This is a genomic window from Pseudomonas sp. (assembly GCF_026224925.1).
Lineage (GTDB): Bacteria > Pseudomonadota > Gammaproteobacteria > Pseudomonadales > Pseudomonadaceae > Aquipseudomonas.
This window is the reverse complement of the sequence record NZ_JAMFRV010000045.1, coordinates 1-19,102: the sequence shown is the minus strand read 5'-3', so window position 1 is coordinate 19,102 and position 19,102 is coordinate 1. Positions and strand designations below refer to the sequence as shown.

The window sequence follows — 19,102 nt, the reverse complement described above, 5'->3', positions numbered from 1 at the left end:
GATCACCCTCAACATCGAAGAAGCAGACGATGCCCACCGCGAAGCCATGCGTGTGCAGATGCACGAGCCGTATCGAACATTGCTGGGGCACTTTCGCCATGAGGTCGGCCACTATTACTGGGATCGACTGATTGTCGATACCCATTGGCAGGATAATTTTCGTAACCTGTTCGGCGATGATCGCGCCAGTTACGCCGAGGCTATGGAGCATCATTATCAACAGGGTGCTCCAGCGGACTGGCAGCAAGGCTTCGTCAGTGCCTACGCCACCATGCATCCTTGGGAAGACTGGGCTGAAACCTGGGCGCATTACCTGCACATGATGGACGCGGTCGACACCGCGCTGGGTTTCGGCATGAGCGCCCGGGACATGGATTTTGACTACCAGCCGTTTACGCTGGAGACGCTCTACGACCCACAGCATCCCGGTGGCCCGGCGTTCCTGTCATTCGTCAACGCCTGGATCGAACTCGCCGGCATGCTCAATGAACTCTCCCGCAGCATGGGGCAGCCGGACTTTTATCCTTTTGTCCTGTCGCCAGCGGTGATCACCAAATTGCATTTTATTCATCTGGTGATTCAGCAAGCGGGCGGGAAGGCGGATGAGGCGTTACAGGGGAAATAGTAGCCAGGACCCGAAGCTAAATGAAGGCCTGGTGGCCAGCTGTTTGATAAGCAACGTCAACGGCGTGTTTTGTGTTGGCGTTGGGTTTTGGGTGTATATCCGGCGTTTGTGGTTGCTCGGATTATGGTTTCGCTTTTACAGCGAGGCACCTTTTTCAGACGTCGGAGCGCCGAACCGCAAAAAGGTAACCCAAAACGCTTGCCCCACCATACGGGCCCTCGCTTAGGCTCGGTCTTCCCTCACTCCAGCGTTGCTCCGGGGGTCGCCGTGAGCGGCCGTCCCTGGCCGCGCACGGCTTTCTCGGCATCCTTGCCTGGTTACCCCCTACGCAACGCCTACGTTCGGCCGCATGGTTTTACGGGGCCTTTTTCCGAAATTTGATATTCAATTCACTGAGGATCTTCAGGCGGGCGGATTTCTGAGCCAATTTGTTGGCGAAGGTCCTTCGAACTTATCGCAGCCTTCGGCAGCTCCTACAGAAGCTTATGCATCGCCCAAACCCTGTGGGACCGAACTTGTTCGGGAAGAATCCACCTCGGTCCACCAGACCGTCACGCCACAAGTCTCAACGCCAGCCGCCGCTCATACCCAATCCGCCCACGATACGCCTCACCCGTATCCACCCAGCCCTGACTTAGATACAACCCAAGCGCGGTCACATTGTCATCATCCACCGACAACATCAGCTGCTTGATATCAGGCCACACCCGCCGCGTCGTTTCCGGCAATGCCTGCAAACAGGCCTTACCCAAACCCTGTCCCTGCATCCTGTGATCAATCTGCAGCGCATGCAACGTCGCAGCATCGGTGTCCGCCCACGCCGGCAAATAAATCCCACGCTTAAGCAGCAAAAACCCCACCGGCTGCTGATCGGCCACTAGCGCAAAGCCACGAATATCCGACGTAGCCTTAACCAGCAGCGAGTTCAGCGCCCCATGGATATCCCCGGAGTACGACTTCTGCGCGTCCAGTACCTTGATGTGTGTTAGTTGCTGTCGTTGAACACCCGTCAGGTCTTGATAGCAGACCAACTCAATTTCCATTGATTGAATCCTTCAAAAGCGCGTCGCGTTTGCACAATGCGCGCAGTTTACCGGGATTCTGCAGAATGGGCGTGTATCCGGGGCGCGTAGGAGGGCCCCGACACTCCGCTAACCGCGGCCACACAAGTGCTTGAGCCAACTCAGAATTTTAATCTCAAGCAACGGTTGTAACTTATCGCCAGACCGGTACAATGGCGCCGTTCACCGTCAGGTGAGCGTCGTTATGGTGACCCTATCGGTCCCCCCGCAACGATTACCCGTGAACCTGGTCAGATCCGGAAGGAAGCAGCCACAGCGGGAACATTGTGTGCCGGGGTGTGGCTGGTGGGGTTGCCTCCATAACGCTTCTGCTAAATCCCTTAATTGTTCAGCCCGAGCGCAAGTGTCAAATCAGCGTTCGGTTTCGTCGTGTCTGGCATTCAAGAATCGCGGTTTTATCCATCGTGCTGTGACGTTCGCGAGATGACTGAAGAAAGCTGAGAGCGCGCACCGTTATCCCGGAAAACAGCGCCCCCACCCTGCAACAACCGCTAATCCATCCGTTCAGCCAGTTCTTCCAACAAGTCCGCCGAGGGCACAAAGAACAACCCCCCTGTAACCGCCGTACTAAAATCCAGCAACCGGTCATAATTCCCAGCCGGTCTGCCGACAAACATATTCTCCAGCATCCGCTCAATTGGCTCTGGTGAACGTGCATAGCCAATAAAGTACGTACCAAATTCCCCGGCGCCTGGCCGGCCGAACGGCATGTTTTCGCGCAGGATTTTCACCTCTTGGCCATCTTTGGTGATGGTGGTCAAGGCGCTGTGCGATGAGATTGGTTTAACTGAGTCATCGAGTTCGATATCGGATAATTTCGTTCGGCCGATAACTCGCTCCTGTGCCTCAACGGATAACTCGTTCCATGCGTTCATGTTGTGCAGGTATTTCTGCACCAGCACGTAGCTGCCGCCGGTAAACGAGGGGTCTTCATCGCCAATGATGGTGAAGTCGAAGGCCTCGTGATCCTCTGGGTTTTCAGTGCCATCGACAAAGCCGATGATGCTGCGCATGTCGAAATAGCGGAAGCCCTGAACCTCATCAACGACCAAGACCGCATCGCCAAGCGCAGACAGCAGTTGCGTCGCCAATTCAAAACAGAGATCCATCTGCTCTGCGCGGATGTGCAGCAGAATATCGCCAGGGGTCGCAAGGGCTCGACGGTCTGCGGGTCCAAACTCGCGAAAATCGTGCAGTGAGGCTGGGCGCGGGCCGCCGAACAGCGTGTCCCAGGCGCTGGAGCCAAAGCCGCAGACGCACGACAAATTACCGGAAGGAACACGTCTGCCGACCGATCGCGTGAGGGCCGCGATGTCTGCGCACCAGTCGCGTACTGTCTTGGCGCTATCACTGCCCGGGGCGAGCGTGGCAACGATGAAAATCGCGCTGCTGGTGAGGGGGCGGCAGATAGCTTGAGGTTGTGGCGCTTTGTTGGCTGTTGGCATTTTTTTCATCAATGGTTGTGCAGGCTGCGGAACACGCCTGAAAAGTGAGAGATTAACAGATGATTGGCCGGGATCATTGCCGAGCCATGGTGCTGAATTCATGAATACTTTCGAAATTTTGCTTCACGTCCAGTTACTGATAGTCCCCCTGGCTCTTCCAATGGGTCGAATCCGATGGTCCGCTGGCTTCCAACTCGGCTAATCCCCGCGCCCCGGCCTGAATTTGTTCCCGGTGGCACTTCGCGCTTAAATCACCAAACGCTTGAAGCGCTCCACTGAGCAACGTTTCGTGTTCTTCGCCATGCAACAGGTGCGAAGCGATATACCAATGCTGATACAACTGCTGCTCCAGCGACAACGGCCCTAACTCACTCGCGTTCATCACCGCCCAAAACGCCAGCGATTCACTGTCGCATGGGTCCAGTTCGAACATCGCCTCCAGATCCATGCCAGCTTGCTTGAATAGGTTCTGCGCCTTGTGCGTCATCCGGTAAAACTCGGGCGAAGCCAGTACGTTGCCTTGCTCGGCCGATGCGTTGTTTAGAATGGTGGCGGCGGCTCCAACCAATGTGAGTACCGCCACCGGATCGGCGCAGTCGAATATCAAGCGAATGGCAAGGTTCAGTTGTCGGTGCGCGACGTCAAGCCTGGATACGCGAAGGTGTTCGGTCATGGCGGTTGAGACTACTCATGGTTAAGCAAGCCGTGTATCGGTGCTTGGTCAAATGAGTCTAGGCGAGGTGCCGCGGATGAGCTGTTTTTAAGCGGCCGGACCGAATTTATTCGGGCAGCGGGCGGCGCGGTGTGTCTGATACACCGCGTTGTTCCCTTCGCGAACAAGTTCGCTCCCACCGGATTTGCGCCGCGCCTCAAGGTCAGGGTGTTTTCCCACATTCACTTTTTACGACTAAAAAACCTGCGAATAAACCCCGCTGCAATCACCACCCCAACCACCAAAAACTTTTTCGCTGCCAGCAGCAATAGGCCCAATTTCGCAAATAACCCAGCCTTAGTCGCTATCCCGCCGGCGACCAGTGCCGCCAACCCGTACTTGGCCAGCTTGTCAGTCCCTGCGTCATAGTCGGCATAGCGGTTGCCGTCGGTGAAGTTGGCGAACTCCAGGACGTGGGGCATTTCTCTCTGGATGGTCGGTAGGTCGCTCATTGCCGCGATGGCATTCAATTCCAGTACGCCTTCGCGACCGAGCACGCGAATGCTGTAGTTCAGGGTGTTTTCACTGGCGTTATCAGCTTTCAATTCCCGCGCCCAGTACATCTTGTGGCTCTGATCGTCATAGCGCGGCGGTTCGGCCCAGCCCAATAGCTGCAGACCGGCATAGCCCTGTTTGCGCCGCTCGTTATTGTTCTCGACGTCGTCGTCCTGCATTTGCTTGAGCATTTCGCTGTAGTCGATTTTGGCGGCGTTTTCGTCGGAAACGTATCCATCGTCGTTGTAGCTCACCAATACGCCCCAGCCGCCGCGTGACATCGGGCTGGTGGCTTGCGGTACGATCATGCCCAACGTTTTAATCCCCGGTGGATTGCCCCAGCCATCGACGATCAATCGCTCAGTGTCGTCTGGTGTCAGGTAGTAAAAGTCATCATTAAGGCTAAGGGTTGCGACGCCGCCCGGCAGGTCAATGTTGCCGTGTTGCGGCTTCAGAGTGGCCATGAACTGCGCGACGGTTTGCTGGGGTTTGGCGGGCTCGCCAGAGGGAGGGGTTGCAGCATCTGCAAGCGTGGTCGAGGCACACAGCACGATAGCCGCCATCAAGAAGCGCAGGCAGTTCATCGTAGTCCCTTACAGGTTGAATTGATTTGTCGGCAGCTTAGCCGATGGGGCACGCCGACCACCAGCGGCCCGGGGCTAAACCTCAGGCAAAAAAAACCGCCACTGATGCGGCGGTTTTTGCACGTTGCGATCAATCAGCTGAAAAATTGCAGCGCGTTGGTCAAGTCACCCATGGGTTGCTGGCCTCGGGTGGTCATCGACTCATCGCGTAATTTCAAGCCGTCGAGTTTCTCCAGCCCATGCACCCGCGTGATCAGCCGCAAAATCGACGCGGTGTCATACGTGGTGTGGTCAACCGTGCCTTTGCGGGCAAACGGTGACACTACAATCGCCGGAATGCGCGTGCCCGGACCCCAGCGGTCGCCTTTAGGGGGCGCAACGTGGTCCCACCAGCCGCCGTTTTCGTCGACGGCGATGACGATCACCATGTTTTGCCATTGCGGGCTGTTGCGCAGCACTTTGATGACACGGGTGATATGGCGGTCGCCTGAGGCGATGTCGGCATAACCGGCGTGCATGTTCAGGTTGCCCTGAGGTTTGTAAAAAGTCACCGCCGGCAGTTTGCCGGCCTGGGCGTCGGCGAGGAATTTGTTGGTTTTGGACTCATCGCCCAATCCGGCGTCACGCAAGCGTTTGCTGCGTTCGTCGGGGTTTTCCGGGCCTTGTTTCTTGAAATAGTTAAACGGCTGGTGGTGATACTGAAAACTCGGGATTTTCGGAATACCAGCCGAGTCCTTGTATTGATTAATGGTGACGTCCCACGCACCTGCGTACCACGCCCAATCCACGTTTTTCTTCGACAGCTTGTCACCAATATGATCATGGGTTTGTGCCACCAACACGTTGGCCACATCAGCCTTTGCATATTCCGGGCGGTCCGGGTCGCGGATCCAGGTTGGCCAGTACGGTGGGGCCATGGTGTTGACGGCATAACCGTCCGGCGTCAGCAGGCTTGGACCAAACTGTGGTGGGCCGCTCATGGAGCTTTCGGGGGATTTATCCAGTGGCTTGAGTCGCGTGTCTTGCGGGTTGTCGCTTTGCAGCGTGGCGATCTGCTGCTTGGCAGGCGAGTTGGCGACGTCGGGGTAAAACGGCACCTGTGCGGAAATCAGGTATTGGTGGTTGAGGAACGAGCCACCGAAAGCACCCTGAAAAAAGTTGTCACACAACACAAACTCGGTCGCCACGTCCCATAGACGCAACGAGTACTCGGTTTGCCCGTAGTGGCCCATGGTCAGGCCTCCCGAGTCCGCCCAAGCAACAAAATGGTCGTTTTTGCCGCCATTGATCTGCATCTGGTTCTGGTAAAACACATGCCACAAGTCGCGAGTCACCAAGCCAAGGGGCAGGTCTTCACCATTGGGCCCTTGCAGGGCGTAGGGCTGGTTGAGCAGGTTTTCCTGAAATTGGGTGCCGGCAGGGTAGGTCACGCCATCAACGGTTTGCGGGCCGATTTGCAATATGCCGCCCCAGGCAGGCGGCAGTGTTTCCAGCAACTTGCCGTCGCGGTCGCGCTGCTGATAATCGCTGGGATCGAGGCTCGCCAGAGGTTTTTCAACGCCAGGAAAGTTTCCGAACAAATTATTGAAACTGCGGTTTTCGGCGTAGATCACCACCACCGTTTTCACGTTGTCACGCAATGCCTGGTCCAGGTCTGCACCGGTCAGGGGTGGGGCATCAAGCGCCAGCGGTTTTTCTTCGGCAGAAACATAAGAAGCGAGGGTTGCACCTACGCCAAGCGCTGCGACGCCACCGAGAAAGCGCCGTCTGCCGGCGTCAGGAGGATTATCGCCATCGAGTGGCTGCGAGGGTTCTTCTTCTTTTTTGTCGCTCATGGCGGTTCCCTGCGTACTTGACTGAGATCGGTTCAAATGATTTCGAGGAGCGTAGCGAGGCAATGTGACGGCAATGCTACAACGAGGTGCGATGGTTTTTAAACGCTAAAAAGGCTAATTCGGGGTTATTACAAGGGCGCGGTATGGCCAGTGGCTAATGGCGTTTGAGTGCCGTAGCGTTCAAGGATTTGCTCAATCTCGCCGGACATTTTCATCCGCAGCAATGTTCGCAATATCCGTTGTACTGGCACATTGGGGTCATTTCGCACGAGGCAGCCTACCGCTTGTTCCTCGATGATGGAAACCCCGTGCAGCTGTTTGTCCGGCGCCAAGTTGCGGTTGAACCAGTCCATTGACCATTCGTTGGTCACGGCATAGCGATAGCGTCCCGCCACCAACTTGCGCAAAACCTGATCTTGGCTGCGGGCATCGTCGCGGCGCAGTTGATGGCTATCGAAGAGCGCTTGAATGGTAGGGTAGACATAGCCCAGTACGGTGCCAACGGTCTCTTTGTTCAGTTGGTCGGGGCGAATCGGAGTGTCGTTGTCGGCGGTACTGATGAGTAGATCGCGTTGGGTGACCAGCGGCAGGCTCCAAATGTAGTCGCCGGACATGTTAGGGACCCAGGACTGCGCGGCGTAGCAACGAATGTCGACCTCGCCACGCTCAAGTGCAGTTTGCACGCGCATACGGGCAAACACCTGATATTCGGTGCTTCGACCCATGTGGTGGGCAAGGCTTTCCATGATGTCGAATAGAAAACCGCCGTTCGGTTTATCGTTCTCGATCAACACAAGGGGCATCGACCAGCTGTCGGCGAGCACAAATCGCAACGGGCCTTCCGCTGCAAAACTTGGGCTGGAGAGTAGCAACAAAGCGCCCAACAGCAGCCGTAATCGGTACATCGGGATGAGCAATGCAAGGCTATTCAAGTCAGATCTAACCCCAAGAAGCATTCATTTGAACAGCGTAGCTATATTAGCGCCGGACATCGGATGCAATTTTTCCCCTGCTCCGCTAGCATTAGCGGTCTTCCGCTTTCAGTCGCGACGGTTATCGATGAGTTATCAGGTTCTTGCACGTAAATGGCGTCCGCGCTCGTTCCGCGAAATGGTCGGCCAGACCCATGTGCTCAAGGCCCTGATCAATGCGCTGGACAGCCAACGGTTGCATCATGCCTATTTATTCACCGGTACGCGCGGTGTAGGTAAAACTACCATCGCACGTATTATCGCGAAATGCCTGAACTGTGAAACAGGCATCACCTCGACGCCATGTGGAACGTGCTCAGTCTGCCGTGAAATTGATGAAGGGCGTTTCGTCGATTTGATCGAGATCGATGCCGCGAGCCGGACCAAGGTCGAAGACACCCGCGAGTTGCTGGAGAGCGTGCAATACGCACCGAGCCGCGGGCGCTTCAAGGTTTACCTGATTGACGAAGTGCACATGCTTTCCACTAGTTCGTTCAACGCCCTGTTGAAGACCCTGGAAGAGCCGCCGCCCTACGTCAAATTCATCCTGGCGACCACCGATCCGCAGAAACTGCCCGCAACCATCTTGTCGCGTTGCTTGCAGTTCTCCCTGAAAAACATGACGCCGGAACGTGTTGTCGAGCATTTGACCCACGTGCTGGGGGCCGAGAATGTGCCTTTTGAAGTGGATGCGTTGTGGCTGTTAGGCCGCGCCGCCGATGGGTCGATGCGTGATGCCATGAGCCTGACCGATCAAGCGATTGCGTTCGGTGAAGGCAAGGTCGTGGCGGCGGATGTTCGAGCGATGCTCGGCACGCTGGACCACGGCCAGGTGTATGACCTTTTGCACGCGTTACTGGAGGGCGATGCACGCGGCATGCTCGAAGCTGTGCGGCATTTGTCCGAGCAAGGCCCGGACTGGAATGGCGTGCTCTCGGAAATTCTCAACGTGTTGCACCGGGTGGCGATTGCTCAGGCGTTGCCAGAAGGCGTAGACAACGGCCATGGCGACCGTGATCGGGTATTGGCGCTGGCCAAGGCGTTGCCGGCCGAAGATGTACAGTTTTACTACCAGATGGGCCTGATTGGCCGCCGCGATTTGCCGCTGGCGCCCGACCCTCGTGGTGGGTTCGAAATGGTCTTGTTGCGGATGCTGGCCTTCCGGCCCGCCGAGAGCAGTGATGCGCCGAGGCAGCCGCTAAAGCCAGTGGGGATCAACCAGGCCACAGTTGATTCCACCCAACACGTGGCCGGTGCGCCCCTCGTTGCACCGGTACCTGTCGCGGCGCCTGTCGTTGTCGCCCCCGTTGTTGCCGCTTCAGTGGTGGTGGCCGAGCCAATCGTGCAAGCGCCTGAGCCGGTTATTACGCCTGCCGTTTTTGCGCCTGTCGCCGCAGTCGAAGTCGATTTGCCGTGGAACGAGCGCAAGCCAGAGCCTGCTGTTGACATAGAATCGGATGCTGATGCTGAGCCGGATCCTGTTGCGGAGTCGGCACCCGAGCCAATGCTCGACACCGTCGCCGAACAACCGGACCTGACGCCGATGCCAACGCCCGCGCCGGCCAGCCCCGTGCCGGATGCTCCAGACGTGGATGAGCCAGAAGCTGCGCCCGCCGCAGCAGTAACGCCAGCCATGCTTGAGCAAATACCAGACGCATCGTCGCCTGTGTCTGCGCCAATGGACCGCGACGATGAGCCGCCCGACGACGACTACTTTGACGGCGAGCTTGATATCGATCCTGCGTCTTACAGCTACCTCGACGAATTAGCCCACGACAGCGTGGCCGAGGTCGTCGAAGCTGAACCGCTGCCGGCGTTGATGCCCGCGACGGGCTTGGCCCTGGATTGGTTGAACCTGTTTCCAAAATTGCCGATTTCCGGCATGACCGGCAGCATTGCGGCCAACTGCACATTGATGGCCGTTGATGGCGACAATTGGTTGTTGCACCTGGACCCGGCCCACAGCGCGTTATTCAACTCTACCCAGCAACGTCGGCTGAACGATGCCCTGAATCAATACCACGGGCGGACCTTGAACCTGACGATCGAGCTGATCAAGCCCGAACAAGAAACCCCCGCTCAGGCAGGCTCACGCCTTCGTGCCGAGCGCCAAAGCGAAGCAGAAGCGTCGATTCATTCCGATCCGTTCATCCAACAAATGTTGCAACAGTTTGGCGCGGTGATCCGAGAGGATACGATTGAACCTGTAGATGCCCCGGTGGCTCAGACGCTTTAATTAATGTGCGCGACGCTTGTGTGGCGTCGCGCAGTCCAGACCCCAGAACGTTCGAGGAGAATTCTCATGATGAAAGGTGGCATGGCCGGCCTGATGAAGCAGGCACAGCAGATGCAAGAAAAAATGGCCAAGGCGCAGGAAGAGCTCGCCAACGCCGAAGTCACTGGCCAATCAGGCGCAGGCTTGGTGAGCGTTGTGATGACCGGTCGTCATGACGTCAAGCGCATCAGCCTGGATGACAGCCTGATGCAGGAAGACAAAGAAGTCCTCGAAGACCTGATCGCCGCAGCAGTCAACGACGCCGTGCGCAAGATCGAGCAAAACAGCCAGGAAAAAATGTCCGGCATGACCGCTGGGATGCAGCTGCCTCCAGGCATGAAGCTGCCGTTCTAAACGCGCCTGTGATCCCCGAAGCCAGGCCCAGTGCCTGGCTTTTTTAGTTTTCACGCCGCCACCAGCACACCATCCGAACGCCCAATCCCCGCCACGGTCTGCTTTCTACGATCCCGACTTATTGCTGAAGGAGTGGCTTCGATGTCGCAAGAATTGATTCTTAACCAACGCATCGTTCTGGCCTCGCGGCCCAAAGGTGCACCCACGCCAGAAAATTTCCGTATGGAGCGTGAAGCGTTGCCCGCGTTGGAGGAGGGCCAAGTGTTGCTGCGTACGCTGTACCTCTCTCTGGACCCTTACATGCGCAGTCGCATGAGCGACGCGCCGTCCTACGCAGAGCCGGTTCAGGTCAACGGAGTCATGACCGGTGGTGCCGTTAGCCGTGTCGAGCAGTCACGCAACGCGCACTTCAAAGAAGGCGATTTAGTGGTCGGTATGACCGGCTGGCAAACCCACAGTATTTGCGACGGTACCCAAGTGCTGCCGTTGCCCAAAGACCTGCCCAGCCCTTCGATGGCGGTGGGTGTGCTGGGCATGCCGGGTATTACGGCCTACATGGGCCTGATAGATATCGGTAAACCCAAAGCAGGAGAAACCCTGGTGGTCGCTGCAGCTTCTGGCGCCGTGGGTTCGGTGGTCGGCCAAGTGGCCAAACTTAAAGGCTTGCGCGTAGTGGGCATCGCTGGTGGTGCCGAGAAATGCAGTTACGTGGTCGATGAGTTGGGTTTCGATGCGTGTATCGATCACAAAAGTGAGCATTTCGCTGAAGAGCTGGCGCAAGCCTGTGGCAATGGTATCGACATCTACTTTGAGCTGGTAGGCGGCAAGGTAATGCGTGCCGTTCTGCCACTGCTGAATGCCCGCGCGCGAATCCCACTGTGTGGTTTGATCTCGCAGTACAACGCGACGGCAATGCCTGATGGCCCTGATTACATGCCACTGCTGATGCGCACGCTCCTGACCAAGCGCGCACGGATTCAGGGTTTTATCGTTTTTGAGGAATACGGGGATCGACACGCCGAGTTTCTTGCGGCTATGGTGCCGTTGGTCAAAGAGGGCAAAATCAAGTTTCGTGAGGACGTGGTGCAAGGGCTGGAACAGGCGCCCGAAGCCTTCATCGGCATGCTCGATGGCGGTAACTTCGGCAAACTGGTGGTCCACGTCGCAGACGCTTGAATTGACGCTAACCAGAGGCGCGGGTATAAACCGCGTCTCGTTGTTTTGTCGGACCCTTCTCCATGAGCTTCAGTCCCCTGATTCGTCAATTGATCGATGCCTTGCGCACTTTGCCGGGTGTCGGTCAGAAAACCGCCCAACGCATGGCCCTGCAGTTGCTGGAACGTGACCGCAGTGGCGGCTCGCGTCTAGCGCTGGCGTTGAGTCAGGCCATGGACGGCGTTGGCCATTGCCGGTTGTGCCGCACTCTCACCGAAGACGACCTGTGCCCGCAGTGTTCGGACGTCCGTCGTGACGACACGATTTTGTGTGTGGTCGAAGGCCCCATGGACGTATACGCCGTTGAGCAGACCGGTTTCCGTGGCCGTTACTTTGTGCTCAAAGGCCATTTGTCGCCGCTGGACGGTCTAGGTCCTGAGGCTATTGGTATTCCGCAGTTGGTCGCCCGAATTGAACAGCAGGGCACGTTCAGCGAAATTATTTTGGCCACCAACCCCACGGTCGAAGGCGAAGCCACTGCGCATTACATTGCTCAACTGCTGAGCAACAAAGGCCTGATCACTTCACGCATCGCCCACGGCGTACCGCTGGGCGGGGAATTGGAGCTGGTTGATGGCGGCACGTTGGCGCATTCGTTTGCCGGGCGTAAGCCGATCGCTCTGTAGGACCTGTTGCTACTTTTCCGACAACGAAAAGTTGGTCAAGCAGAACGTCGGGATGTTCATGTCTTCCAGGCGCTGGGAGCCACCCAATTCGGGTAGATCGATAATCGCAGCCGCTTCGTAGACGTGCGCACCCATGCGCCGTACCAGGTTGGCGGCGGCAATCAGGGTGCCACCGGTGGCAATCAAGTCATCGAACATCACGATCGAGTCGCCGTCGCACAGGCTGTCAGCGTGCACTTCAAGAAAGGCTTCGCCATATTCAGTCTGGTAACCCTCCGACAGCACATCAGCCGGGAGTTTGCCCTGCTTGCGGAACAGAATCAGCGGCTTGTTGAGTTCGTAAGCGATGATCGAGCCGATCAGAAAACCACGGGCGTCCATCGCACCGATGTGGCTGAAGTCGGCTTCAATATAGCGCTGGACGAAGCTGTCGATCACCAGGCGCAGGGCTTTGGGCGATTGAAACAGCGGCGTGATGTCGCGAAAGATAATGCCCGGCTTGGGGAAGTCCAACACGGGGCGAATAAGGGACTTAAAGCTGAATTCGTCGAAAATCATCGAATAGATCCTGGGGCATGGTGGCTGGCGCTAGTCTAACGCTCAGCCGCCCCGAATCCCATGTTTCAGCTTTCCATCGCGCCACCGGCCAGTGCGCAGAGCTGGATCGGATTGAGAATCTGAATTTCTTTACCCTCGGCCGAGATCAGTTCACTGCTCTGGAAACGGGTGAAAACACGGGATACAGTCTCCACCGCCAAACCGAGGAAGTTGCCGATCTCGTTACGCGACATGCTCAGGCGGAACTGATTGGCCGAGAAACCGCGCGCGTGGAAACGGGCCGACAAATTGACCAGCAGCGTGGCGATGCGCTCGTCGGCAGTTTTTTTCGACAGCAGCAGCATCATCTGCTGATCGTCGCGAATTTCCCGACTCATCACGCGCATCAGTTGCCGACGAAGCTGTGGCAATTGCACCGACAAGTCGTCCAGGCGTTCGAAGGGGATTTCGCAAATAGAAGTCGTTTCCAGCGCCTGCGCGGAGACAGGATACGTTTGCGTGTCCATACCGGACAGGCCAACTAACTCGCTGGGGAGATGGAAGCCGGTGATCTGCTCTTCGCCGCCGTCACTCAAACTGAAGGTTTTCAGAGCGCCGGAACGCACCGCGTACACCGAGACAAATGGGTCGCCCTGTCGAAACAAAAACTCACCTTTCCTCAGCGGACGACCACGTTTAACGATGTCGTCGAGGGCATCCATGTCCTCCATATTCAAGGAAAGGGGTAAGCACAGAGGGGCCAGGCTGCAGTCCTTGCAGTGTGCCTGACTATGAGCGCGCAGTTTGACTGGCTCGGACATCGGAAAATCCTTTTGGGTAACACGCATAAGTTGTGAGGGTAACTCAGCGTGAGTAATTCCTGCCAGCACCGATGCAATCTCTTGAGACAGTAAATGTGGATCCGCGCTTTACTTTGATTAAAGTTTCTGAAAATTGCGCCGATAGCCAGCTATCGCATCGTTCGCTAGGAGTATCGCTTATGTTGTCCGTCAATCTCGGAACCACCAACACCACCGGCTTAACGGTGTCTACACCTGCCACCAAAGCCGCCGCTGCGACCACCACGGCTGACACTACCGCGAGCGGGACTGCTCCGGCTGGCGTGAAGGTCGAGCTTTCCAGCGCAGGTGTTGCCAAATCAGCAGCCTCTAGCAGTACCTCAAGCACTGATCAGATCAAAGTCCTAGAGAAGCGCATCGCGGACATTAAGAAACAGGTCGCCCAAGAGCAGGCTCAGTTGCAGAAGATTCAGGCCAGTAAAAATCTGACGGCAGAGCAGAAACTAGCTCAGGTCAGTGCTTTGCAAAGCACTATTAGCCAATCGAACGCATCGCTGACCACCGCCAGCGCCCAATTAGCCAAATTGTTGCTGGACAGCGGCAGCTCGTCCACCACCGCTAGCTAATCTGGCCCGTGTATGAACATTGCCTCGTCCCACGTCGGGGCAGTGTTCAGATCACCCGTGAGAATAACTGACGATTATGCGGGTTCAAATACGCATCAAAAACCATGCACACCGAACGCACCAGCAACCGTCCTGCGGGTAATATGGTTATCCCAGCTTGGTCGATCGCGATGAGTCCGTCGTTGGCCATGGCCTCCAGTTGCCGCCACACCTCGCTGAAATAGCCTCTGAAATCGATATTGAATGCGTATTCGATGCCGGCGAAGTCCAGGCTGAAATGACAGATCAATTGCTGAATCACTGCCCGGCGCAGGCGATCATCGGCATTGCACAGCAGGCCGCGCTTGGTCGCCAGTTGATCGCTGGACAATAAGGTCTGGTAGTCACTCAGGTCGCTGCTGTTTTGGCTGTACAGATCGCCAATCTGACTGATCGCCGAAACCCCGAGGCCAACCAGATCACAGTGACCGTGGGTCGTGTAACCCTGGAAGTTGCGTTGCAGCGTCGACTCCTCCTGCGCAATCGCCAAATCGTCGTCGGGCAGGGCGAAATGGTCCATGCCGATATAGCGATAACCGGCACCGGTCAGTTGATCAATGGTGCGCTGAAGCATCTCCAGTTTTTCTGCGGCTGACGGTAAGTCTTCACTGTTGATCCGCCGTTGCGGCATGAAGCGTTCTGGCAGGTGTGCGTAGTTGAACACCGACAGGCGGTCCGGTTGTAGCGCAATAATCTCCTCCACGGTACGGGCGAAGGAGGCGGGGGTTTGCTTGGGCAGGCCATAAATTAGGTCGATGTTCACCGACCGAAACTGCAGCGTGTGCGCGGCGTCGATGATGGCGCGTGTTTCTTCCAGACTCTGCAGGCGATTGACTGCCCGTTGAACATCAGGGTCCAGGTCCTGCACGCCAAGGCTGACTCGATTGAAGCCCAGCTCTCGCAGCAGGCCCATGGTCGACCAGTCCGCCTCCCGTGGGTCGATTTCGATGCCGTAGTCACCGGAATCATCGTCTAGCAAATTAAAGTTTTTACGCAGATGTGCCATTAATTGCCGCAGCTCGTCATGGCTGAGAAACGTCGGCGTACCGCCACCCAAGTGCAATTGTTCGACCACCTGGCGAGGGTCCAAGTGGCAGGCGATCATCCGGATTTCTTGTTCCAGATTCTGCAGGTATGGAAGGGCCCGGCCACGGTCTTTGGTGATGACTTTGTTGCAGCCACAGTAATAACAAATGTTCGCGCAGAACGGCACATGCACATACAGCGACAACGGACGTAGGGCCTTTCGGCTGTCACGCAAGGCGTGCAATAAATCGAAAGCACCGACCTTTGTCTGAAATTGCACAGCGGTGGGGTAGGACGTATAGCGCGGTCCGGCCATGTCATAGCGGCGGATGAGATCGGAATCCCAATGGATGGCATTGAGCATGCGGACATTTCCCCGAAGAGTCTGGCAATGTCCGGAAGTCTAGGGAGGAGTTGTTTTGTCGGTGTTGATATACATCAAACACCGGTGCGTTTGGTGCAGTGGCTAGTGGCCCATCAACCAATGTTGATGAGGTCCGGGCAGGGTCCACAGGCCAAACAGAATAACCAATACGCCGCCCGCCATGCGCACGCCGCGTTTGCGTAGAATCGCCGTGGTGCGTTCAGCTGCAAGCCCGGTGGCGAGCAATACGGGCCACGTGCCGAGACCGAAAGCCAGCATTAGCAATGCGCTATCGAGCGCATTGCCTTGGCTCGCCGACCACAGCAGGGTGCTGTAGACCAGGCCGCACGGCAACCAGCCCCAGAGCGCGCCCAGCAGCAATGCGCGCCGCAGGCTCGACACCGGCAGCAAACGACTGGCGACGGGCTGGATATAACGCCACAGGCCGCGCCCGAGGGCTTCGATGCGGGTCAGGCCGCTCCACCAGCCCGCCAGGTACAGGCCCATGGCAATGAGCAGCAAGGCTGCAATTACTCGCATAACCATTGCGCCAGGGCTATTGGCGACGGCCCAGCCAGCAAGACCGATCAGCAAACCGGCAGTGGCGTAGCTAAGAATTCGCCCCACGTTGTACGCCAGTAGCAGTCGAAAGCGTCGGTTGCGTTGTTCTTTGGGGATCGCCAACGTTAGCGCGCCCATCAAACCGCCGCACATGCCAAGGCAATGGCCGCCGCCAAGCAGGCCGAGGATCAGCGCCGACACCAACAACGGCGCCAGTTCAAGCATGGGGTGACTGCTCGTCTTTTTTGTCGGCCTGAGGCTCTACTTTCTGGGCTTCAGGTGGGTGGCCTGCGGCTTGTTCCATGGCGGCCAGGTGCTGAGGGTCTTGGTCGTCAAACAAAACACTGTGCGCCGGGCCATCAAGGTCGTCGTACTGACCACTGTCTACAGCCCAGAAGAAAATGTAGATAGCGACTGCGACGATCAGCAGCGCTGCTGGAATCATCACATAGAGAGCCGGCATGAAGCCTCCGAAGCCGGTTGCCGAATCATGTCGGCAGCGGGCGGGTGTGGAATGACGAAGCCTGATCCTGCATACCCTTCACATGGGTCAGGCGCAAGGCGTTCAGGACCACTGTCAGTGAACTGAGGGACATGCCGATCGCTGCCCATATGGGCGTGATCCAGCCCATGGCGGCGAACGGCAGCATGAGGCCATTGTACAGAGTGGCCCACAACAGGTTCTCGATGATGACCCGCCTAGTACGCCGCGCCAAGGTGAACGCCTGGACCAGCACCTGCAAACGGTTTGACAGTAGCACGGCGTCGGCGCTGGTTTTAGCCAGATCGGTGGCCGAGCCCATTGCGACACTGATGTCTGCCGCTGCAAGCACGGGCACATCGTTTATCCCGTCGCCGAGCATCAATACTTTGCGACCTTGTTGATGCAGCCCTTGCAGCACCCTGAGCTTGTCGTCGGGGCGCAGGCCTGCGTGGGCTTCGTCGATGCCCAGTTCGGCCGCGACGCTGGCCACCATAGGTGAGGTGTCGCCAGACAGCAACAGCGTCTTCCAGCCTCGTGCCCGGCACGCCTCCAGCAGTGCTGGAGCATCGGCGCGCAAGCGGTCGTCCAGCACGAACCACGCCAGCGCACCTTGGGTGTCGCCGAGCAACAGCCATTGGCCGGCATCGTCGGGAAGTGGTGGAACGGTGCAGGCGCTGAGTGCGCACACGAAGGCTGGCTGACCAATGCGCAAACGGTGGTCGCCGACCACCCCTTCTAATCCCAGTCCTGGCGTGCTGTGTACGTCTTCAGCAGCGACTGGCGCACGGCCGAACGCTTTGGCAATCGGATGCTCAGAGCGGTTCTCCAATGCCGCCGCCAGGCTCAGGCAAGCATTAGCGTCCAGGCGTCCAAGCGGCAAGATCGTGCGCAACGCCAAGCGGCCCTCGGTGAGGGTGCCGGTCTTGTCGAAAATCACCGTGTCGATCTGATTCAAGCCTTCCAATACATGCCCGCGCGTCAATAACAGCCCAAGCTTATGCAGCGAGCCGGTGGCGGCGGTCAGCGCAGTCGGGGTCGCCAGTGACAGCGCACAGGGGCAGGTTGCGACCAGCATTGCCAAGACAATCCAGAATGCTCGCGAAGGGTCGAGTTGCCACCAGACCACGCCAATCACCACTGCCGACACCAGCGACAGCAGCAGAAACCACTGCGCGGCGCGGTCGGCGATTTCTGCCAAGCGTGGTTTTTCCGCTTGGGCGCGCTCTAGCAAGCGGACGATGGCTGACAGTCGGGTGTCATGCCCCAGCGCGAGCACTTGTACCGTCAGCGCGCCCTCGACATTTAGCGTGCCTGCCGTGACTGAGTCGCCAGCTCCGCGTGGCTGGGGAAGGTATTCGCCAGTGAGCAGCGACTCGTCGATGCTGGAGATGCCTTCGAGGATTCTGCCGTCGGCCGGCAATACGGCACCGGGATGGACCAAGACCTGATCGTCGAGGCGCAGTTCGGTGAGCAAAATACGTTCGCTCTGACCGTCGGTGCCTAGCCTCAAGCAGGATGCAGGCAACACATTGACCAACTGGGCAGTGGCCGCCGCTGTGCGTTCTCGGGCGCGGCGCTCCAGGTAGCGGCCTGCCAACAGAAACAGGGCGAACATGCCTACCGCGTCGAAATACAATTCGCCCACGCCGGTTATCGCGGTCCAGATGCCTGCAATGTAAGCACTGCCAATCGCCAGCGACACTGAGACGTCCATGGTCAGGTGCCGGGTGCGCAAGTCTCGCAGGGCGCCACGAAAGAACGGGGTGCAGCTGTAGAACACGATTGGCGTAGTAAGAAACATGGCGACCCAGCGCAGGATGGTGTGCATCTGCGGGCTGAGGTCCATGTTGAATTCCGGCCAAGTGGCCATGGTCGCCATCATCGCTTGAAACCACAGCAAACCCGCCACCCCAAGCTGACGCAACGCCAGGCGGTTTTCGCTGGCCAGTTGCTCGGCCGCGCGGTCTGACTGGTAGGGGTGCGCGGCGTAACCGATGCTGCGTAATTCGCTGAGCACTTGGCTCAAAGCTAACTGGCTGTCGACCCACTGGACGTGCAAACGATGGTTGGACAGATTCAAGCGGGCTTCGGCGACGGCGGGCAGGCTGCGTAGGTGGCGTTCGATCAACCAGCCACATGCGGCGCAGCTGATGCCTTCCATAAGCAGCGTCGCTTCGGCGAGTTCGCCTTCATGACGCACGAACGGCGCTTGAACATCAGGTCGGTCATACAGGGCCAATTCGTCGACCAACTGCACCGGCAACTCGGCCGGGTTGGACGATGCTTCACTGCGATGGTGGTAATAGCTTTCCAGCCCGCCCGCCACAATCGCTTCGGCCACCGCCTGACAGCCCGGACAGCAAAAGTCGCGGGTTTCCCCGAGCACAGCAGCGGTGAAGCGCCTGCCGGTGGGAACCGGCAGTGCGCAGTGGTAGCAGGGGGTTGG

At 57.7% G+C, this 19,102-nt stretch carries 18 protein-coding genes and 1 other RNA gene; 7 read left to right on the top strand and 12 right to left on the bottom strand.

Features of this window, described 5'->3' with window-relative positions:
* The coding region (locus M0974_RS02060; protein ID WP_297832040.1) for a putative zinc-binding metallopeptidase at window positions 1-625 on the top strand (625 nt) is incomplete at its 5' end.
* Between the two features lie 551 nt (window positions 626-1,176).
* On the opposite strand, the gene M0974_RS02055 is transcribed toward M0974_RS02060, so the two are convergent.
* Window positions 1,177-1,668 carry an N-acetyltransferase gene (locus M0974_RS02055; protein ID WP_297832037.1) on the bottom strand — a complete coding sequence of 164 codons (492 nt, stop codon included), beginning with the start codon at window positions 1,666-1,668 and terminating at the stop codon, window positions 1,177-1,179.
* A gap of 233 nt (window positions 1,669-1,901) precedes the next feature.
* On the opposite strand from M0974_RS02055, the gene ffs reads away from it, so the two are divergent.
* Window positions 1,902-1,998, top strand: an RNA gene (gene ffs / locus M0974_RS02050) — signal recognition particle sRNA small type.
* 200 nt (window positions 1,999-2,198) lie between these two features.
* Here ffs and M0974_RS02045 read toward each other — a convergent pair.
* From M0974_RS02045 to M0974_RS02025, 5 genes are all read right to left on the bottom strand, one after another.
* Entirely contained in the window at window positions 2,199-3,152 is a 954-nt protein-coding gene (locus tag M0974_RS02045; RefSeq protein ID WP_297832046.1) for a Dyp-type peroxidase, read from the bottom strand.
* 133 nt (window positions 3,153-3,285) lie between these two features.
* Window positions 3,286-3,825 carry a hypothetical protein gene (locus M0974_RS02040; protein ID WP_297832034.1) on the bottom strand — a complete coding sequence of 180 codons (540 nt, stop codon included), beginning with the start codon at window positions 3,823-3,825 and terminating at the stop codon, window positions 3,286-3,288.
* Between the two features lie 221 nt (window positions 3,826-4,046).
* Window positions 4,047-4,943 carry a DUF2167 domain-containing protein gene (locus M0974_RS02035; protein ID WP_297832031.1) on the bottom strand — a complete coding sequence of 299 codons (897 nt, stop codon included), beginning with the start codon at window positions 4,941-4,943 and terminating at the stop codon, window positions 4,047-4,049.
* A gap of 134 nt (window positions 4,944-5,077) precedes the next feature.
* Window positions 5,078-6,778 carry an acid phosphatase gene (locus tag M0974_RS02030; protein ID WP_297832028.1) on the bottom strand — a complete coding sequence of 567 codons (1,701 nt, stop codon included), beginning with the start codon at window positions 6,776-6,778 and terminating at the stop codon, window positions 5,078-5,080.
* Window positions 6,779-6,906: 128 nt separating this feature from the next.
* Complete coding sequence (locus M0974_RS02025) at window positions 6,907-7,683, bottom strand: ABC transporter substrate-binding protein (RefSeq protein WP_297832043.1); 777 nt, start codon at window positions 7,681-7,683, stop codon at window positions 6,907-6,909.
* A gap of 154 nt (window positions 7,684-7,837) precedes the next feature.
* Here M0974_RS02025 and dnaX point away from each other — a divergent pair, with 154 nt between their 5' ends.
* The 4 genes from dnaX (at window position 7,838) to recR (ending at window position 12,219) form a co-directional block, all read left to right on the top strand.
* Window positions 7,838-9,985, top strand: a complete 2,148-nt coding sequence (gene dnaX / locus M0974_RS02020; protein WP_297832025.1) for a DNA polymerase III subunit gamma/tau — start codon at window positions 7,838-7,840, stop codon at window positions 9,983-9,985.
* 66 nt (window positions 9,986-10,051) lie between these two features.
* Window positions 10,052-10,378, top strand: a complete 327-nt coding sequence (locus M0974_RS02015; protein WP_297832022.1) for a YbaB/EbfC family nucleoid-associated protein — start codon at window positions 10,052-10,054, stop codon at window positions 10,376-10,378.
* Between the two features lie 141 nt (window positions 10,379-10,519).
* Window positions 10,520-11,554, top strand: a complete 1,035-nt coding sequence (locus tag M0974_RS02010; RefSeq protein WP_297832019.1) for an NADP-dependent oxidoreductase — start codon at window positions 10,520-10,522, stop codon at window positions 11,552-11,554.
* Between the two features lie 62 nt (window positions 11,555-11,616).
* Window positions 11,617-12,219 carry a recombination mediator RecR gene (recR, locus tag M0974_RS02005; protein ID WP_297832016.1) on the top strand — a complete coding sequence of 201 codons (603 nt, stop codon included), beginning with the start codon at window positions 11,617-11,619 and terminating at the stop codon, window positions 12,217-12,219.
* A 9-nt stretch (window positions 12,220-12,228) separates the two neighbouring features.
* Here recR and M0974_RS02000 read toward each other — a convergent pair whose 3' ends face one another.
* Together M0974_RS02000 and fnr are read right to left on the bottom strand one after the other, a co-directional pair.
* Window positions 12,229-12,777, bottom strand: a complete 549-nt coding sequence (locus M0974_RS02000; protein ID WP_297832013.1) for an adenine phosphoribosyltransferase — start codon at window positions 12,775-12,777, stop codon at window positions 12,229-12,231.
* A gap of 65 nt (window positions 12,778-12,842) precedes the next feature.
* Complete coding sequence (fnr, locus tag M0974_RS01995; RefSeq protein ID WP_297832011.1) at window positions 12,843-13,577, bottom strand: fumarate/nitrate reduction transcriptional regulator Fnr; 735 nt, start codon at window positions 13,575-13,577, stop codon at window positions 12,843-12,845.
* Between the two features lie 179 nt (window positions 13,578-13,756).
* Here fnr and M0974_RS01990 point away from each other — a divergent pair, with 179 nt between their 5' ends.
* Window positions 13,757-14,182, top strand: coding sequence for a hypothetical protein (locus tag M0974_RS01990; protein ID WP_297832009.1), 426 nt, complete (start codon window positions 13,757-13,759; stop codon window positions 14,180-14,182).
* Between the two features lie 46 nt (window positions 14,183-14,228).
* Here the strand turns inward: M0974_RS01990 and hemN are convergent, their stop codons facing one another.
* The 4 genes from hemN to M0974_RS01970 all read right to left on the bottom strand — a co-directional run.
* Window positions 14,229-15,611, bottom strand: a complete 1,383-nt coding sequence (gene hemN / locus M0974_RS01985; RefSeq protein WP_297832006.1) for an oxygen-independent coproporphyrinogen III oxidase — start codon at window positions 15,609-15,611, stop codon at window positions 14,229-14,231.
* A gap of 102 nt (window positions 15,612-15,713) precedes the next feature.
* A complete protein-coding gene (locus tag M0974_RS01980; RefSeq protein ID WP_297832002.1) occupies window positions 15,714-16,397 on the bottom strand; it encodes a sulfite exporter TauE/SafE family protein in 684 nt (227 codons plus the stop codon).
* Complete coding sequence (ccoS, locus tag M0974_RS01975) at window positions 16,390-16,635, bottom strand: cbb3-type cytochrome oxidase assembly protein CcoS (RefSeq protein ID WP_297832000.1); 246 nt, start codon at window positions 16,633-16,635, stop codon at window positions 16,390-16,392. Before ccoS ends, M0974_RS01980 begins: the two co-directional genes overlap by 8 nt.
* A gap of 25 nt (window positions 16,636-16,660) precedes the next feature.
* Window positions 16,661-19,102, bottom strand: a 2,442-nt coding sequence (locus M0974_RS01970) for a heavy metal translocating P-type ATPase (protein WP_297831997.1), incomplete at its 5' end; no start/stop codon positions are given.

Excerpts from the sequence above, each read along its gene's own strand:
- M0974_RS02055 (WP_297832037.1), bottom strand. The coding sequence starts at position 1,668 with ATGGAAATTGAGTTGGTCTGCTATCAAGACCTGACGGGTGTTCAACGA.
- M0974_RS02045 (WP_297832046.1), bottom strand. The coding sequence starts at position 3,152 with ATGCCAACAGCCAACAAAGCGCCACAACCTCAAGCTATCTGCCGCCCC.
- M0974_RS02040 (WP_297832034.1), bottom strand. The coding sequence starts at position 3,825 with ATGACCGAACACCTTCGCGTATCCAGGCTTGACGTCGCGCACCGACAA.
- M0974_RS02035 (WP_297832031.1), bottom strand. The coding sequence starts at position 4,943 with ATGAACTGCCTGCGCTTCTTGATGGCGGCTATCGTGCTGTGTGCCTCG.
- M0974_RS02030 (WP_297832028.1), bottom strand. The coding sequence starts at position 6,778 with ATGAGCGACAAAAAAGAAGAAGAACCCTCGCAGCCACTCGATGGCGAT.
- M0974_RS02025 (WP_297832043.1), bottom strand. The coding sequence starts at position 7,683 with ATGTACCGATTACGGCTGCTGTTGGGCGCTTTGTTGCTACTCTCCAGC.
- dnaX (WP_297832025.1), top strand. The coding sequence starts at position 7,838 with ATGAGTTATCAGGTTCTTGCACGTAAATGGCGTCCGCGCTCGTTCCGC.
- M0974_RS02015 (WP_297832022.1), top strand. The coding sequence starts at position 10,052 with ATGATGAAAGGTGGCATGGCCGGCCTGATGAAGCAGGCACAGCAGATG.
- M0974_RS02010 (WP_297832019.1), top strand. The coding sequence starts at position 10,520 with ATGTCGCAAGAATTGATTCTTAACCAACGCATCGTTCTGGCCTCGCGG.
- recR (WP_297832016.1), top strand. The coding sequence starts at position 11,617 with ATGAGCTTCAGTCCCCTGATTCGTCAATTGATCGATGCCTTGCGCACT.
- M0974_RS02000 (WP_297832013.1), bottom strand. The coding sequence starts at position 12,777 with ATGATTTTCGACGAATTCAGCTTTAAGTCCCTTATTCGCCCCGTGTTG.
- fnr (WP_297832011.1), bottom strand. The coding sequence starts at position 13,577 with ATGTCCGAGCCAGTCAAACTGCGCGCTCATAGTCAGGCACACTGCAAG.
- M0974_RS01990 (WP_297832009.1), top strand. The coding sequence starts at position 13,757 with ATGTTGTCCGTCAATCTCGGAACCACCAACACCACCGGCTTAACGGTG.
- hemN (WP_297832006.1), bottom strand. The coding sequence starts at position 15,611 with ATGCTCAATGCCATCCATTGGGATTCCGATCTCATCCGCCGCTATGAC.
- M0974_RS01980 (WP_297832002.1), bottom strand. The coding sequence starts at position 16,397 with ATGCTTGAACTGGCGCCGTTGTTGGTGTCGGCGCTGATCCTCGGCCTG.
- ccoS (WP_297832000.1), bottom strand. The coding sequence starts at position 16,635 with ATGCCGGCTCTCTATGTGATGATTCCAGCAGCGCTGCTGATCGTCGCA.